General features: G+C 74.8%; 12 protein-coding genes, 1 tRNA gene and 1 pseudogene. 7 read left to right on the plus strand and 7 right to left on the minus strand.

Annotated elements, in window-relative coordinates:
• Nucleotides 1-152 precede the first annotated feature (152 nt).
• Nucleotides 153-1004 carry a LysR substrate-binding domain-containing protein gene (locus AC069X_RS37070; protein WP_478735963.1) on the minus strand — a complete coding sequence of 284 codons (852 nt, stop codon included), beginning with the start codon at nt 1002-1004 and terminating at the stop codon, nt 153-155.
• A gap of 132 nt (nt 1005-1136) precedes the next feature.
• Between AC069X_RS37070 and AC069X_RS37075 the strand changes: the two genes are divergently transcribed.
• Together AC069X_RS37075 and AC069X_RS37080 are read left to right on the plus strand one after the other, a co-directional pair.
• Entirely contained in the window at nt 1137-2189 is a 1053-nt protein-coding gene (locus AC069X_RS37075) for a bile acid:sodium symporter family protein (protein WP_478735965.1), read from the plus strand.
• A gap of 9 nt (nt 2190-2198) precedes the next feature.
• On the plus strand, nt 2199-2627 hold the full coding sequence (locus AC069X_RS37080) for a (2Fe-2S) ferredoxin domain-containing protein (RefSeq protein ID WP_478735967.1): 429 nt from the start codon (nt 2199-2201) through the stop codon (nt 2625-2627).
• 56 nt (nt 2628-2683) lie between these two features.
• On the opposite strand, the gene fdhD is transcribed toward AC069X_RS37080, so the two are convergent.
• Nucleotides 2684-3523, minus strand: coding sequence for a formate dehydrogenase accessory sulfurtransferase FdhD (gene fdhD, locus AC069X_RS37085; protein WP_478735983.1), 840 nt, complete (start codon nt 3521-3523; stop codon nt 2684-2686).
• 209 nt (nt 3524-3732) lie between these two features.
• Here fdhD and AC069X_RS37090 point away from each other — a divergent pair, with 209 nt between their 5' ends.
• The 3 genes from AC069X_RS37090 (at nt 3733) to AC069X_RS37100 (ending at nt 6776) form a co-directional block, all read left to right on the plus strand.
• Complete coding sequence (locus AC069X_RS37090; RefSeq protein WP_478735969.1) at nt 3733-4674, plus strand: beta-ketoacyl-ACP synthase III; 942 nt, start codon at nt 3733-3735, stop codon at nt 4672-4674.
• 179 nt (nt 4675-4853) lie between these two features.
• A tRNA-Leu gene (locus AC069X_RS37095) sits at nt 4854-4938 on the plus strand.
• Nucleotides 4939-5174: 236 nt separating this feature from the next.
• A complete protein-coding gene (locus AC069X_RS37100) occupies nt 5175-6776 on the plus strand; it encodes a serine/threonine-protein kinase (RefSeq protein WP_478735985.1) in 1602 nt (533 codons plus the stop codon).
• 325 nt (nt 6777-7101) lie between these two features.
• Here the strand turns inward: AC069X_RS37100 and AC069X_RS37105 are convergent.
• Nucleotides 7102-7848: pseudogene (locus tag AC069X_RS37105) on the minus strand (IclR family transcriptional regulator domain-containing protein); the annotation flags it as partial.
• A 773-nt stretch (nt 7849-8621) separates the two neighbouring features.
• Nucleotides 8622-9152 carry a sigma-70 family RNA polymerase sigma factor gene (locus AC069X_RS37110; protein ID WP_478735971.1) on the minus strand — a complete coding sequence of 177 codons (531 nt, stop codon included), beginning with the start codon at nt 9150-9152 and terminating at the stop codon, nt 8622-8624.
• Between the two features lie 461 nt (nt 9153-9613).
• On the opposite strand from AC069X_RS37110, the gene metG reads away from it, so the two are divergent.
• Together metG and AC069X_RS37120 are read left to right on the plus strand one after the other, a co-directional pair.
• Nucleotides 9614-11329 carry a methionine--tRNA ligase gene (gene metG, locus AC069X_RS37115; RefSeq protein ID WP_478735973.1) on the plus strand — a complete coding sequence of 572 codons (1716 nt, stop codon included), beginning with the start codon at nt 9614-9616 and terminating at the stop codon, nt 11327-11329.
• Nucleotides 11330-11599: 270 nt separating this feature from the next.
• Nucleotides 11600-12865, plus strand: a complete 1266-nt coding sequence (locus AC069X_RS37120) for a glycosyltransferase 87 family protein (RefSeq protein WP_478735975.1) — start codon at nt 11600-11602, stop codon at nt 12863-12865.
• On the opposite strand, the gene AC069X_RS37125 is transcribed toward AC069X_RS37120, so the two are convergent.
• Genes AC069X_RS37125 through AC069X_RS37135 form a run of 3 tightly spaced genes read right to left on the minus strand, consistent with a single transcriptional unit; the run spans nt 12828 to nt 15663 of the window.
• Nucleotides 12828-13646 (minus strand): hypothetical protein, encoded by an 819-nt coding sequence (locus AC069X_RS37125; protein ID WP_478735977.1) that lies wholly within the window; start codon nt 13644-13646, stop codon nt 12828-12830. The two genes, AC069X_RS37120 and AC069X_RS37125, sit on opposite strands and share 38 nt — an antisense overlap.
• A 59-nt stretch (nt 13647-13705) precedes the next feature.
• The gene (locus tag AC069X_RS37130; protein ID WP_478735979.1) at nt 13706-14368 is read right to left on the minus strand and encodes a response regulator transcription factor; all 663 of its coding nucleotides are present in this window, start codon (nt 14366-14368) and stop codon (nt 13706-13708) included.
• The gene (locus tag AC069X_RS37135; RefSeq protein ID WP_478735981.1) at nt 14356-15663 is read right to left on the minus strand and encodes a sensor histidine kinase; all 1308 of its coding nucleotides are present in this window, start codon (nt 15661-15663) and stop codon (nt 14356-14358) included. Before AC069X_RS37135 ends, AC069X_RS37130 begins: the two co-directional genes overlap by 13 nt.
• Nucleotides 15664-15772 lie beyond the last annotated feature (109 nt).

Consider the following 15772-nt stretch of genomic DNA (forward strand, 5'->3'; position numbering starts at 1 on the left):
ATCACGAAGTGACGCGACGAAGGAGCGCCCTTGACAGGCCGGCACGACACGGAACGACGATGGGACTGACGGGAAACCCCCAGCACCTCCCCGACACGGGCCAAGGGGCTACCGCCCCCGTCACCCCGACCCGCCCCGCCCCACCGGCCCCCCTACGCCGGCCGGCTCAGGCGGTCGCCGCCCGCCAGGACGGCCGACGCCAGGGCCTCCGCCGCCGGGGTCGGGCGGCGGCCCTGGAGCAGGGCGAACTCCACCGGCCCCAGCTCCGGCAGCCCGCCCACCCGGACCAGGCCCGGCGGGATCAGCCCCCGGGTGTGCGCCATCACCCCGAGCCCGGCACGGGCCGCCGCGATCAGGCCGCTCAGGCTGCCGCTCGTACAGGCGATCCGCCACGCCCGCCCGTCCCGCTCCAGCACCTCAAGCGCCCGCGCCCGGGTGATACCCGGCGGCGGGAACACGATCAGCGGCACCGGACGCTCCGGGTCCACCCGCAGCCCCTCCGCCCCGATCCACACCATCCGGTCCCGCCACACCAGCCGGCCCCGCTCGTCCCCCGGCCCACGCCGCTTGGCCAGCACCAGGTCCAGGCGTCCCGCGTCCAGCCGCTCGTGCAGCGTCCCCGACAGCTCCACCGACAGCTCCAGATCCACCTCGGGGTGCTCGTGCCGGAACCCCTCCAGGATCTCGGGCAGCCGGGTCAGCACGAAGTCCTCCGACGCCCCGAACCGCAGCCGCCCGCGCAGCCGCGTCCCCGTGAAGAAGGCCGCCGCCCGTTCGTGCGCCTCCAGGATCGTCCGCGCGAAGCCCAGCAGGGCCTCGCCGTCCTCCGTGAGGGCCACGCTGTGCGTGTCCCGGGCGAACAGCGGCCGGCCCGTCGCCTCCTCCAGCCGCCGGACGTGCTGGCTGACCGTGGACTGCCGCACCCCGAGCCGGGACGCCGCCTGCGTGAAGCTGAGCGTCTGGGCCACGGTGAGGAAGGTGCGCAGCTGGACCGGGTCGTACATGACCCCAGCGTAGGCCCGTCATCGTGTTCCGTGATGACAGTCAGTGCGGTGTGCGTGTTTCCCGATGACCGTCCACCGGCGACGATGGTCGTACCCCTCGCCTTCCCCGTACGACAGCAAGTGAGCACCCCCATGCGACGCCCCCGCCTTCCCGCCTGGCTGCCCCTGGACCCGTACATACTGGCCCTGCTCGCCACCGTGGGGCTCGCCGCGCTGTTCCCCGCCCGGGGCGTCGGCGCCGCCGTCGCCGACGGCGCCTCGACCCTCGCCGTCGCCCTGCTCTTCTTCCTCTACGGGGCCCGGCTCTCCACCCGCGAGGCCCTCGACGGGCTGCGCCACTGGCGGCTCCACGTCACCGTCCTCGCCTGCACCTTCGTCCTCTTCCCGCTGCTGGGCGTGGCCGCCCGCCTGCTCGTGCCCGGCGTGCTCACCCAGCCCCTCTACAGCGGTCTGCTCTTCCTGTGCCTGGTCCCCTCGACGATCCAGTCCTCCATCGCCTTCACCTCGATCGCCCGGGGCAACGTCCCCGCCGCGATCTGCGCCGGCTCCTTCTCCTCCCTGGCCGGCATCCTCCTCACCCCGCTGCTCGCGGCCGCCCTCCTCGGCAACGACGCGGGCGGCTTCTCCGCCGACTCCGTCCTGAAGATCGTCCTCCAGCTGCTGCTGCCCTTCCTCCTCGGCCAGGGGCTGCGCCGGTGGGTCGGCGGCTTCCTGACGCGCAACAAGAAGGTGCTCGGGCGCGTCGACCGGGGCTCGATCCTGCTCGTCGTCTACGCGGCCTTCAGCGCGGGCATGGCCGCCGGGGTCTGGCACCGGGTCAGCCTTCCGCGTCTGGGCGCCCTGATGGCCGTGGAGGCCGTACTCCTCGCCGTGATGCTCCTCGCCACCTGGTACGGGGCCGCGCGCCTCGGCTTCGGACGCGAGGACCGGATCGCCATCCAGTTCGCCGGGTCCAAGAAGAGCCTCGCCGCCGGACTCCCCATGGCCAGCGTCCTGTTCGGCGCCCAGGCCTCCCTGGCGGTGCTCCCGCTGATGCTGTTCCACCAGATGCAGCTGATGGTCTGCGCGGTCCTCGCCCGCCGCCGCGCCCAGGACCCCGAGGCGGTGTCCGGCGGCCAACTCGCCGCTCGACGTGTGGTGGACGTCTCCCCGCAGGTCCAACCCCCCGCCGCGCAGGGCCGGTAACGTGCGGCGGTGACCTGGATACGCCCGCTCGCCGCCACCGCCCCGCGCCCCTGCACCCTCGTGGTCTGCCGCGGCTGCTGCTGCGGGGACCCCCGCAAGAACCCCGGCTCCGACCACGCCGGGCAGCTGGCCCGGCTGCGGGAGGCCGCCGCCGCCTCCGGGGGGCGCCTCGCCGTCCGTACGAGCGACTGCCTCGGGCCCTGCGCGCAGGCCAACGTGATCGTGGTCCAGCCCACCACCGAGGCCCGCCGCCGGGGCGCCCGCGCGGTCTGGTTCGGGTGGGCCCTGGACGACACCGCGACGGACGAGATCATCGCCTGGGCCGAATCCGGCGGCCCCGGCAGCACCCCGCTCCCCGCCACCCTCGACCTGCACCGGATCGACCCCCCGGAGCCGAAGCGGGCCACGGACCCTTCGCGCCGGGGCCGCCGCCGTTAGGCCGTGTCTTCCGGCTCACGCCGCGAGGCCGCCCTGATCCAAAAGACACGGCCTGGCTAGGCGGTGCCCGGCAGCAGGATCCGCTGCTCGCCCGCGTAGACGTTCATGTCCGGGCCCCGCAGGAAGCCGACAAGCGTCAGCCCCGACTCCAGGGCCAGGTCCACCGCCAGCGAGGACGGCGCCGACACCGCCGCCAGCACCGGGATCCCGGCCATGACCGCCTTCTGCGCCAGCTCGAAGGACGCCCGCCCCGACACCAGCAGCACCGACCCGGCCAGCGGCAGCCGGCCGGCCTGGAGCGCCCGGCCGACGATCTTGTCCACGGCGTTGTGCCGCCCCACGTCCTCCCGTACGTCGAGCAGCTCGCCCTCCGCCGAGAACAGCGCGGCCGCGTGCAGTCCGCCCGTCCGGTCGAAGACCTTCTGCGCCGCCCGCAGCCGGTCCGGCAGCTCCGCGAGGAGCCGCGCGGGGACCCGTACCGGATCGGCGGCGAGCCCCGGGAAGCGGGTCGCCGTACGGACCGCGTCGAGGCTGGCCTTGCCGCACAGCCCGCAGGAGGAGGTGGTGTAGACGTTCCGCTCCAGCGTGATGTCGGGAACGGGCACCGAGGGGGCCAGCTGCACGTTGACCACGTTGTAGGTGTTGGAGCCGTCCTCGGTGGCGCCCTCGCAGTACGTCACGGCCTGCACGTCCGAGGCGCGCGCCATGACGCCCTCGCTGACCAGGAAGCCCGCCGCCAGCGCGAAGTCGTCCCCGGGGGTGCGCATCGTGATGGCCAGAGGCTTGCCGTTGAGCCGTATCTCCAGCGGCTCCTCCGTGACCAGGGTGTCCGGCCGGACCCCCGCCGCCCCGCCCCGGATGCGTACGACGCGGCGCCGCTCGGTGACCCGTCCCATCGTGATCAGCCCACCCGTTCCGTCCTCGCCCACACCTGACGAGGACATTCTCCCGGATCCGCCGCCAAGGACGGTTCCGGCAGGAAGTTGCTCGGAATGCTCCAAATTCCGGTGGCGGAATCCTGTTGGGTCACGCGCATTCGTACCGGCCGGTAGCAGGCAAAGCTGGGTCAACCTGACTGCCTGCCGTACAGAGGGGGACCCCGCCCATGACCGGTTCACGCGTGGTGGCGCTAGGGCACTACCAGCCCGCGAAAGTGCTCACCAACGAGGACCTCGCGGCCATGGTCGAGACGAACGACGAGTGGATCCGCTCCCGGGTGGGCATCCGCACCCGCCACGTGGCGGGCGCCGACGAGCCCGTCGACGAGCTCGCCTTCCACGCCGCCGGCAAGGCCCTCGCGCACGCCGGACTGAGCCCCGACGACATCGACCTCGTCCTGGTGGCCACCTCCACCGCCATCGACCGTTCCCCCAACATGGCCGCGCGCGTCGCCGCCAAGCTGGGCATGCGCGGCGCGCCCGCCGTGATGGACCTCAACGTCGTCTGCTCCGGCTTCACCCACGCCCTGGCCACCGCCGACCACGCGATCCGGGCGGGCTCCGCCACCCGTGCGCTGGTCATCGGCGCCGACAAGATGACCGAGATCACCGACTGGACGGACCGCACCACCTGCGTGCTGACCGGCGACGGCGCGGGCGCGGCGGTCGTCGAGGCCTGCGCGGAACCCGGCATCGGCCCGGTGCTGTGGGGTTCGGTGCCCGAGATGGGCCACGCGGTGCGGATCGAGGGCACGCCCCCCGTCTTCGCGCAGGAGGGCCAGTCCGTCTACCGCTGGACCACCAGCCAGCTCCCGCCGCTCGCCCGCAAGGTCTGCGAGAAGGCCGGGGTGACCCCCGAGGAGCTCGCCGGGGTGGTGCTGCACCAGGCGAACCTGCGGATTATCGAGCCGCTCGCCGCCCGGATCGGTGCCGTCAACGCCGTCGTCGCCCGCGACGTCGTCGACTCCGGGAACACCTCCGCCGCGAGCATCCCCATGGCCCTCTCGAAGCTGGTCGAACGCGGCGAGATCCCCTCCGGGGCTCCCGTCCTGCTCTTCGGGTTCGGCGGCAACCTCTCCTACGCGGGCCAGGTCATCCGCTGCCCCTGACGGACGGCCCCCTGCGGCCCCGGGCGGCCGCAGGGTCCCTCCCGCCGCCGGGCTCCCGGCATGCCCGCAGGTCAGCGCGGCGTGGCGGACCGGCGGCGGCCCGTAAACATGGTCGGAAGCCCGTCGATCCTTTGCTATGGTTGTCCATGTCGCCGCGGGAAACCGGGGCCGACCACCTGGTCCGGGTGGCGGAATGGCAGACGCGCTAGCTTGAGGTGCTAGTGCCCTTTATCGGGCGTGGGGGTTCAAGTCCCCCCTCGGACACACAGAGGAAGAACCCCACTCCGGTGGGGTTCTTTCGCGTTTCCGGGCGGAACCGGGCCCGATCCGGGCCGAAGCCCGGGTGGGCTCTCCGCAGAACGGGGTGGCCGGATCCGTCGGTGCGGCATCATGGGCCCTGACCGGGTCGAGGGGGGAACGTGTCACAGGACGAACCGCGCAACGACGACGTCGTGATCGCCGGACGGTACCGCCTCGGGAAGAGGCTCGGCCGGGGTGGCATGGGGACCGTCTGGCGGGCCGCCGACGAACTGCTGGGCCGCGCCGTCGCCGTGAAGGAACTCCACGTCGGTGAGGGCAAGGAAGCCACGGGAGCCCTGCGCGAGGCACGCACCGTGGCGCAGATCAAGCATCCGCACGTCGTCGTCGTGCACGACGTCGTCGAGGACGACGGCCGCCCCTACATCGTCATGGAGCTCGTCGAGGGCGGCTCCCTCGCCGACCGCCTCACCGCCGACGGCCCCCTCGGCGCGGGCGAGACCGCCCGCATCGGGCTCGCCCTGCTCGGCGCGCTCAGCGCCGCGCACGACCGCGGGGTGCTCCACCGGGACGTCAAGCCGGCCAACGTCCTCATGGAGGCGGGCACCGGGCGGGTCGTGCTCACCGACTTCGGGATCGCCCGCCTCGCTGGCTCCACCACCATCAGCGAGACCGGCGCCTTCGTCGGCTCGCCCGAGTACACCTCCCCGGAGCGGATGCAGGGGGCCGCCGCCGGCCCCGAATCCGACCTGTGGTCCCTCGGCGCCCTGCTGTGCGCCGCGCTGACCGGTGAGTCGCCCTTCCACCGGGACTCCCTGGGCGGGGTCCTGCACGCCGTCGTCTACGACGAGATCCGGCCGCCGGTGCAGGCCGGTCCGCTGATCCCGCTGATCCGGGGCCTGCTGGAGCGCGACACCGAACGCCGCCTGGGCGTCACCGACGCCCAGCGCATGCTGTCCGCGTACGTGACCACCGGCAGCCTGCCCCTCCTCGACCGCGCACCCGGCCCGGCCCGTCCGGCGGGCCCCGCACCGGCAGGGCCCTCGCCGGCGGGGCCCGCGCCCGCCGGGTACACGCCCACCGAACGCGTCACGGCACGGACGGGCCCCGCCCAGGAGCCGAAGACCCGCGCGGGCCTGCGCGTCGGGCTGGTCGCCGTGTTCGCCGTGGCGGCCGTCGTCGGCGCCGTCGTCGCCGCCTCCCTGGTCACGGACCGGAGCGGGGACAAGGGGCGGGTGGCCGCGCAGGGCGACCGCACGACCCCCGCCCCCGGCGCCACCGCGTCCGCCCCGCAGACCCCGGCGGCCCCGCAGTCCTCCGCCGGGCCGACGGCCACGGCGACGACCACCGTGACCGCGCCGGCGCCCCCGCCGCCGCCCGCCCGGACGGTGTCCGCCAAGCCCGCGCCCCCCGGGTACCGCTTCGTCAACGACCCGGAGGGCTTCGGCCTCGCCGTGCCGCAGGGATTCCAGCGCACCACCGACGACCAGCGCGTCTTCTACGTCTCCGCGGACGGCGCCATCCGCATCGGCATCAAGGTCAAACCGGCCTCGGGCGGACCGCTCGCCGCGATGCGCCAGTCCGACGCGAACGGCCCGTCCAACAACCCGGGCTACCGCGACAACTCGATCGTCCCCACCACCCACAACGGACTGCCCGCCGCCCTGTGGGAGTTCACCTGGAACGGCTTCACCGCCGCCGAGGGCCCCCGGCACACGTTCGACCTCTGCTGGGACGAGAACGGCCGGATGTACGACGTCTGGGTGTCGGCCCCGCTCGGCCGCCTCACCCAGGCCCGGGGCCATTTCGACGCCGCCCTCGACTCCTTCGTCCCGGTCGGCTAGACGGCCCTTCCGGGCCCCCGGCGGGCCCGCCCCGTCAGGCGGTGCCCAGCACCACCAGGCCCTCCGGGGCCGGGAGGCTGCCCGGGGCGAGCGGGCCCAGGGTCTGCGGCAGCGCGAGGCGCGGCGCCTCCCCCTCCGGGAGGGCGTCGAACAGGTAGGCGGCCCCCGACGCGGTGTCGCTGACCAGGTGCGGGCCCCCGGCCGACGCCGCGAACCGGGTCAGCGGCGTGCGGAAGACCCGGCCCAGCCGGCGCAGGGTCTCCGGGGCGGCGGCGGGCGCCGGCGGCGGGGCGCCCTGCGGGACGTCCGGCGGGATGGCCCCGGACAGCAGCAGCGCCAGCAGTACCGGAACCGCCTTGCGGCGCAGGGCCTCGGTCGCGGAGTGCAGCCGGTGGGCGTGCGCGGCCGGCAGGGACAGGGCCAGGCTGCCGGCGGCGTCGCCCGTCGCGATGGGCACCGCCGAGCAGACGACCCCGGGGGAGTACTCGCGCAGGTCGAAGACCGGGGCGCCGGGCGCCACCGCGTCCAGGGCGCTGAACAGGGCCCGGCTGTCGGTGATGGTCCGCGCGGTGAGCCGGGTCGGGCGGTGGCGGGCCACGTGGTCGGCGCGGCCGTCGTGGTCGAGCTGGGTCAGCAGGCACTTCCCGACCGCGCTCGCGTGCGCGGCCGCCCGGAAGTCCACCCACTCCCGCACCGGCGGGGCCCCCGGCCCGTCCGCCATCTGCGTGATCCGGACCTCGCCCTCCGCGTACCGGCTGAGGTAGACGGCCGCGCCCGCGCTGTCGCGGGCCAGCGCCAGGGTGCGCTGGAGCTGCCCCGCGAGGCCCGAGCCGCCCGGGGCCGCGAGCCGGTCCAGGGCCGGGCCCGGCGCGTACACCCCGGCGGCGGGACGGTACGCGTACTCCTCCTCGCACAGCATCGAGAGGAGCGGGCGCAGCTCCGCCGCGGCCAGTCCCGACGCCCGCGCGAGCCCGGCCGCCCGCACCCCGAGGGGGTGCCGCTCCAGGACCCGTACGACGGCCAGCGCGCGCCGCGCCTGGGCCAGGGCCTCGCCGGTGTCGGCCTGGACCACCGTCCCCCGCGCGGCCGACGTCAGCGCGGGGTGGCGCAGCGGGCCCGCGGCCGGGCGCGGCCGGGGGGCCGGCAGCGGGGGCGGCGGCAGGAACGCGGCCAGCACCGAGGGCAGCCCCGGCGCGGGCAGCGGTACCGGGCCCAGATCGGGGTCGTCGCACTGGTCGACGTACCGCAGTACGGCCGCCTGGGCGCACAGCCGCACCTCGCGCAGCTCGCGGCGGCCGCTGGGCCTGAACCCCCGGCGGCCCAGCTCCCGCGCCCAGACGCGGGCGTCGTGGTGCTCGCCGCGCCGGGAGTGGTCGAGGAAGAGGCAGTAGGCGGCGGGCGCGGTGCGCGGGCTGCCGGAACCCGCCGCGAACTGCCACCAGAAGCGGGAGCCCTCCCGCAGCCCCGCCAGGTGCAGCAGGCAGCCGAAGACCACCGCCCCCGGCAGGTCGCGGTGCGAGTCCTCCACGAAGCGCTCCAGGTCCGCCCCGGCGCGCGGGTCCCCGACCACGGCCAGACAGGCGGCCTTCAGGTCCCGCCGGGCCCGCTCCGATTCGAGCGGCCGGTCCCGGGCGGGGTCGCTCCAGCCGAAGGGCCGGCGCCGGCTGCGGGAGGTGGCCGCGGCGGGGGCGCCGGGGGCCCGGGGGACGCGCAGCAGCCGGGCCTCGGCCGCGCCCAGGTCGTAGTGCGGGTAGCGGTCGCGCACGCCGGCCCGGGCCAGGTACTCCGCCAGGGTGCGCGGGGCCGCCGCGCGGCCGTCGCCGGGACCCGGGTCCTCGCCGGGCCTCATGATCCGGCGGCCGTGTCGAGCAGCCGGGCGAGGCGGCGGTGGGCCTGGCCCAGCTGCGAGCGGACGGTGGCCTCGTCCACACCCATCACGGCGGCGGCCTCTCCGGGGCTGCACTGGAGCCCGTAGCGCAGCAGGACGGTGTCCCGCTGCCGCTCGGCGAGGCGGGACACCGCCGAGTAGAAGCGGATGGTGTCGGTCAGCACCTCGTACTGGTCCGCGTGCGCCTCCTTGAGGGCCGCCTCGAAGGCGCTGATGTCCATGGGCTCGGGGCGGTGCAGGCGCGGGTCGCGGCGTTGCTGCCAGTCGACGATCCGCTGCTTGAGCACGGTCCAGGCGTAGGCGTCGAGGCGGTCCATGTGGAGCATGCGGAGCCACTCGTTCATGATCGAGTCGAAGGTGGCGTCCACCGCGTCCTCGGCGGCCGCGTCGGAACCGAGCTGGAGGTACGCGAAGCGCATGTACGCGGGCCGCCGGTTCGAGTGGAACGCCCAGTACGACAGGCGCGCCGTCGGATCCCACTGACTCATGGGCGTCGGCTGCCGCCGTCGGCTGGGCAGTCCCACGGCCCCGCCGGACTCCTCCGGTCCGCCATCGTTCACCGTTCCCCACCTCATCCCCTGTGCGGGGTCCATGAGAACAGCGCTTACGCCCCTTGAGGAGGCGGAGGAGCAACATGAGGGGATTAGGTCCGGGGGTGATCGGATGGTGACCGATGCCGATCACGCGAGGTGCCGGGGAGCCCGAACGCATATGCCGAGGCCGGCCGGGGTCCGGTGCGCGGACACCGGTCGGGGCCCCGGCGGTGCCGCTGTAGCATGGGGCCCATCGCGAGGGCCGTGACGGAGAGGTCACAGTCCTCGCTTTTGCGTTGCGCCCCACCCCCGGACCCCGGGAAAAGCCGACGCGGGGCGTTTCGCCGGTTCGATACGATGAACCGCGCGTTGTCACGCGTAGATCCGTACAAATGAAACGAATGGAGCATCCGAGGATGGCTCGACACCTGATCACCAGCGCGCTTCCCTACATCAACGGGATCAAGCACCTGGGCAACATGGTCGGGTCGATGCTTCCGGCGGATGTGTACTCCCGGTACCTCCGCCAGCGCGGCCACGACGTCCTGTACATCTGCGCCACCGACGAGCACGGCACCCCCGCCGAACTCGCCGCCAAGGAGAACGGCCTCCCGGTCGCCGACTTCTGCGCGCAGGCCCACGACGCCCAGAAGGCGGTCTACGACGGCTTCGAGCTGTCCTTCGACTACTTCGGCCGCAGCTCCTCGCCGCAGAACGCCGAGATCACCCAGCACTTCGCCCGGCAGCTCCAGGCCAACGGCTTCATCGAGGAGCGCGCGATCCGGCAGGTGTACTCGCCCGCCGACGGCCGCTTCCTGCCGGACCGCTACGTCGAGGGCACCTGCCCGCACTGCGGCTACGACAAGGCCCGCGGCGACCAGTGCGAGAACTGCACCCGCGTCCTCGACCCCACGGACCTGATCGACCCCCGCTCGGCCATCTCCGGCTCCACCGAGCTGGAGGTCCGCGAGACCAAGCACCTCTTCCTCCTCCAGTCCAAGCTCCAGCACGAGGTCGAGGCCTGGGTCGCGCGGCACGAGGACGAATGGCCGCAGCTGGCCTCCTCCATCGCCCGCAAGTGGCTGACCGAGGGCCTGCACGACCGCGCCATCACCCGCGACCTCGACTGGGGCGTCCCGGTCCCGGCCGACACCTGGCCCGAGCTGGCCGCCGAGGGCAAGGTCTTCTACGTCTGGTTCGACGCGCCGATCGAGTACATCGCCTCCACCAAGGAGTGGGCCGACGCCGACCCGGCCGCCCGCGACTGGAAGTCCTGGTGGTTCGAGGCCGAGGACGTCCGCTACACCCAGTTCATGGCCAAGGACAACGTCCCGTTCCACACGGTGATGTTCCCGGCCACCGAGCTCGGCACCCGCGAGCCCTGGAAGATGGTCGACTACGTCAAGGCCTTCAACTGGCTGACGTACTACGGCGGCAAGTTCTCCACCTCGCAGAAGCGCGGCGTCTTCACCGACCAGGCGCTGGAGATCCTGCCCGCCGACTTCTGGCGCTACTTCCTCATCGCCAACGCGCCCGAGTCCGACGACTCCTCCTTCACGTGGGAGCACTTCGCCGCCACGGTCAACAAGGACCTCGGCGGTACCCTCGGCAACTTCGTCAACCGCGTGCTCACCTTCTCCCGCAAGAAGTTCGGCGACGAGGTCCCCGCGGGCAGCCCGGCGGGCGAGGCCGAGGCGAAGCTCGGCGAGCAGATCGCCGAGCTGCTGGCCGAGTACGAGGGCCACATGGAGACCCTCCAGTACCGCAAGGCCGCGGCCGCGCTGCGCGCCCTGTGGTCGGCCGGCAACGCCTACCTGGACGAGAAGGCCCCCTGGCTGGAGGTCAAGACCGACCTGGAGGCCGCCGCGCTCACCCTGCGCACCGCGATGAACCTCATCCACCTCTACTCGGTGGTCTCCGAGCCGTTCATCCCGGCCTCGGCGCGCGCCATGCGCTCCTCCTTCGAGCTGCCCGGCGACACCGCGACCTGGGTGACCCCGGAGCAGGCCAAGGCGCTGGACACCGTCCCGGCCGGGACGCCGTTCACCGTGCCGCCGGTGCTGTTCGCCCGGGTCACCGAGGAGGACCTGGAGTCCTACCGCGAGCGTTTCGGCGGCAACCCGGAGGCCTGAGCGCTGACGTGACCGTCCCGGAGGGGCGCGGCCCGCACGGGCCGCGCCCCTCCGGCGTACCCGGCGGCGGAACCCCGCGTGCCGGAGGGCCGGGTGGTGGAGGGCCGGGTGGCGGGTGGTGGACCGCCCGGGGGCAGGGGTGACCGTGGCAGCGGAAGCCCTGGCAGAGGGAGGCCCTGGCAGGGGGAGGCCCTGGTAGGGGAAACCCGACCCCGAAGACGCCACCTGGGTGTGCAGACCCGGCCGGGGCCGCGCGGCTGGAATGGGGCCATGACCCCTTCCCCTACCGCCCGGTGGACCGCCGGCTGGCTGCTCGCGGCCGCCTGGGCGCTGTCCTTCCCGCTGTTCTCCTCGCTGGCCCCGCACCGGCTGTGGGGCTGGTGCGCGGCCGCCGGATACCTCGCCGCCGCGGCCGCCACCGCGCTGGGGCGGCGCCGGGCGGCCCTGGCCGCCGCGCTGCTGGGAGCGGTGGCCGTACCCCTGCTGTACCTGGTGCTCACCGGACAGGGACAGTCCGAGGTCGGCGTCATCGAACGGTCCGGGCGGCTCCTGCTCGACACGGGAAGGCCCTACGTGGACCAGCCGGCCGGAGTCGGGGAGTACACCCCCTACCTCCCCGGGATGGCGCTCCTCGGCATCCCCCGCGCCCTGCTCGGCGACGGCACGGGAGCGGGCGGGGGAGCGGGCGCCGGGGAGTGGGCCGTGCGGCTGCTGGGCGACGCCCGGATCTGGTGCGCCGCCGCGCTCTTCGGCGGGATGCGGGCGGGCCGCCGCCTGCTCGGCACCGCCCCGTCGCCGCTGCTCCCGCTGCTGGTGGCCTCGCCGGTCGTGGCACTGCCGCTGGCGGTGAGCGGGGTGGACCTGCCGCTGGCGGGGCTGTGCTGCCTGGCCCTCGCCGCGGCCGCCTCCGGCCGCCCGGTGGCCTGCGGGGCGGCCCTGGCCGCGGCGTGCGCCCTCAAGTGGACGGCGCTGCCCGCGGTGGCGGTGGCGGCGGCCCTCCTCGCGGCCGACCGGGGCGGCGGGCGGGCGGCGGTGCGCTGCGTCCTGGTGACCCTGCTGGGGACGGCCGCCCTCGTACTGCCCGGGCTGCTGCTCCAGCCGGGGGAGCTGTGGCGGCAGGTCTTCGCCTTCCCGACCGGGCGGGCCGACGTGCCGACCCCGGCGAGCAGCCCGCTGCCGGGGCACCTGCTGGCGGAACTCGGTCCGTGGGGCTGGTACCTGACGACGGCCCTGCTGGCGCTGGGCGGGCTCGGGGTGGGGGTCTCGCTGCTGGTGCGCCCGCCGCGCACGGTGGTGGCCGCGGCGGACCGCCTCGCGCTCGGGCTGACGCTGGCGTTCCTGCTGGCCCCGGCGGGCCGGTTCGGCTACCTGGCGCTGCCGCTGCTGCTGGTGGCCTGGGCGCGATCGGCGGCCCCCGCCGGCCCGGCCGTGTCCCGGGTCGTGGCGCGGTCCCGGGGGCGGGGGCCGCGGCCGGCGCCGGCGCGAGGACCGGGGCCGGTCAGCGGGCGCCCTCGTACCGGGCCACCCGGTCGGTGACGCCCTGCTGCAGCGGCTGCATTCCGTCGACCAGCTTCTGGAACTCGCCGGTCCGGCCGTCGGACCACTGCCCGAGCGAGACCACCATGACGCGGCCGTACCCGGCGAACGACTGCACCATCCCGGTCTCGGGGCCGAGCGTGGCCAGGCCGGAGCCGGGCGGCGGGGCCTGGGCCGCGACCTGGTAGTCGTCGAAGGCCATCGACAGGTCGGTCACCAGCCGCACCGTGTCCTGAGGGTCCTTCATGGTGAACACGGCCAGGTTGTACTGGTTGCCCCGCGCGTCCTTGTAGAGGGCGATCTGCTCGCCCACGCAGCCCTTGCTCGCGGAGATCATGGCGGCGAGGCGGGGGCCGATCGCACCGCGTTCGGTGCAGGACCCCAGGGTCTTCGAGCCCACCCGGGTGAAGGCGCCGCCGGCGCCGTCCGGGACGCGCTCGGGGAAGACGTCGGCCAGCGGGACCATCGGGCGGGCGTCGGGGGTGGCTGCCGCCGGAGCCGCGGGGGCGGCGGGGGAAGGAGTGGCCTTCGCGGCAGCGGCCTCCGCCGCGGCGGAGGCCGTGGGGCCGTCCCCGGACAGGGCGCCCGTGAGCTTCAGCGCGGCGAAGGCCAGCGTGCCCGCGACCAGTGCCAGCCCGAGGTTGCGGGGCCACGCTCGCTTCGGCGCCGGCGCGGGCTGTCCGAGGGGCCCGCCGCCCCGCGCGAACTCCTCCTGGAAGGCGCGCCGGCGCTCCTCCTCGGACTCGCCGCGGCCCGGGGTCATCTCATCGTTCTTCGACACCCCGTGACCCTAGCGATCGGCTTCGCCGAACTGAACGCCCGCAGGTCACAGCCTCATCACTATGCGGAAGGCGTGCTACCGCGCAGGTGGGCCAGGACGGCCAGGACGCGCCGGTTGCCCTCCGTCGGGTCCAGGTCCAGCTTCGTGAAGATGCTGCTCGCGTGCTTGACCACGGAGGCCTCCGTGATGAACAGACGGGCCGCCAGCGCCTGGTTGTTGAGGCCCTCCGCCATCAGAGCGAGCACCTCCCGCTCGCGCGGGGTGAGGCGGCCGAGCGGCTCGTTCGCCGGCCTCGGCGCGAGCAGGACGCGGACGACCTCCGGGTCGATGACCGTCTGGCCCTCGTGGACCCGCCGGACCGCGTCGAGGAACTCGGTCACCTCCCCGACCCGGTCCTTCAGCAGATAGCCCAGCCCGGCCGCCGAACCACCGGTGAACAGCTGGGTCGCGTACGCCGTGGCCACGTACTGGGACAGCACCAGGACCGGCAGCCCCGGGTCCGCGGCGCGCAGGTCCAGCGCGGCCCGCAGCCCCTCGTCCCGCAGCCCGGGCGGCATCCGCACGTCCGTGACGACCACGTCCGGCCGTTCGGCCGCCACCGCCCGCAGCAGGGCGGGGGCGTCGCCGACGGAGGCGAGCACCCGGTGCCCGCCGAGGGCCAGCAGTTCCGTCAGACCGGCCCGCAGCAGGACCGAGTCCTCGGCCAGGATCACCCGGAGCACGGGACCTCCACCCTCAGCTCGGTCGGCCCGCCCACCGGACTGGTCACCGTCAGCCTGCCCTGCAACATCGCCACCCTGTCCGCGAGACCCGCCAGGCCCGCCCCCGCGCCGGGATCGGCCCCGCCGCGGCCGTCGTCGGTGATGGTGAGGGTGAGCCGGTCGCCCTCGACCCTACCGGCGACGCCGACCCGCGAGGCCCCGCTGTGCTTGGCCGCGTTCGCCAGCGCCTCGGCGACGGTGAAGTACGCCGTGATCTCCACCGGTTCGGGCAGCCGGGGCAGTTCCAGGTCCACGTCGACCGGCACGGGATGCCGCAGCGCCACCTCCGCCACCGCCGCCGCCAGCCCGTGGTCGGTGAGCACCTGCGGGTGGATCCCGCGTACGAGGTCCCGCAGTTGGGCGAGGGCCAGTCTGGCCTCCTCCCGGCCCCGGCTCACCAGCGCCGCCGCGTCCGCCGCCTCCGGGTGCTCACGCAGCCGCAGTTCGGCCAGGCCCAGGGTCATGCTGAGGGCCACCAGCTGCTGCTGGGCGCCGTCGTGCAGGTCCCGTTCGATGCGCCGCCGTTCGGCCTCGAAGGCCTCGACGAGCCGGACCCGCGAGCGGGTCAGCTCCAGCACCCGGTCGTCCTCCTCGCGCGGCCCGAGCAGCAGCCGGGCACACTTGACCTGCGCCCCGGCGATCAGCGCGGCCGCGTACCCGGCCAGTGCGAGCCCGACCAGTCCCACGGCCGTCCCGCCCAGCGCCTCCAGGGGTCCGGCCACCGCCTCGCCGGGTATCAGCATCACCGGTTCCGGGGCGAGCGCCCACACGATGACGGGGGCCGCCACCAGCAGCAGGGCGAACGCCAGCAGCGTCAGCACCCCGAAGCCGGCCGCCGCGAAGACCAGCCCGAGCAGGGCGGCGTACCCGAACTCCCGCCAGGTGGCGCGCTCGCGCAGCCGCGTCCGCAGCCAGGCGGCGGGGCCGGCCCCGGCGAGCGAGGTGTGCGGGTCCGCCACCCGCTCCGGCTCCACCCACCGCAGACGCCGCCGCTCCAGCACCCCGAGCGGCACCGCGCCCGCCAGGGCGGCGACCAGCAGCACCAGCCCGACCCCGGCCACCGCCAGCCCGATCCCGAGCCCGACCAGCAGCACCAGCGCGACCAGCACCCCGTACCCGAGCGGGAACCCGCTGCCGAGGTACGCCCAGCACCGCCAGGGCCACGACGACCCCAGGAACCGCACGGGCCGCCGCACCGCCCGCCAGACGGCCACGGGGGCTTCGGGGGACGGCGCGGCGGCGGAGGATCCGGGCATACCGCAAGCCTAGGTGTTCTGTCCCGGGAGGTTGTGGACGGGTGATGCAGGTCTCGGCTGAGGGATCTTGAACGGGTGAGGGCCTTCCGGGTTCGGTGTGGATTGCGAC

The organism is Streptomyces sp. NPDC043896 (genome assembly GCF_056435605.1).

Bases quoted from the DNA above. Each gene is read 5' to 3' on its own strand.
- AC069X_RS37120 (WP_478735975.1), top strand. From the start codon at position 11,600: ATGACCCCTTCCCCTACCGCCCGGTGGACCGCCGGCTGGCTGCTCGCG.
- AC069X_RS37100 (WP_478735985.1), top strand. From the start codon at position 5,175: ATGGGGACCGTCTGGCGGGCCGCCGACGAACTGCTGGGCCGCGCCGTC.
- metG (WP_478735973.1), top strand. From the start codon at position 9,614: ATGGCTCGACACCTGATCACCAGCGCGCTTCCCTACATCAACGGGATC.
- AC069X_RS37090 (WP_478735969.1), top strand. From the start codon at position 3,733: ATGACCGGTTCACGCGTGGTGGCGCTAGGGCACTACCAGCCCGCGAAA.
- fdhD (WP_478735983.1), bottom strand. From the start codon at position 3,523: ATGGGACGGGTCACCGAGCGGCGCCGCGTCGTACGCATCCGGGGCGGG.
- AC069X_RS37070 (WP_478735963.1), bottom strand. From the start codon at position 1,004: ATGTACGACCCGGTCCAGCTGCGCACCTTCCTCACCGTGGCCCAGACG.
- AC069X_RS37110 (WP_478735971.1), bottom strand. From the start codon at position 9,152: ATGAGTCAGTGGGATCCGACGGCGCGCCTGTCGTACTGGGCGTTCCAC.
- AC069X_RS37135 (WP_478735981.1), bottom strand. From the start codon at position 15,663: ATGCCCGGATCCTCCGCCGCCGCGCCGTCCCCCGAAGCCCCCGTGGCC.
- AC069X_RS37075 (WP_478735965.1), top strand. From the start codon at position 1,137: ATGCGACGCCCCCGCCTTCCCGCCTGGCTGCCCCTGGACCCGTACATA.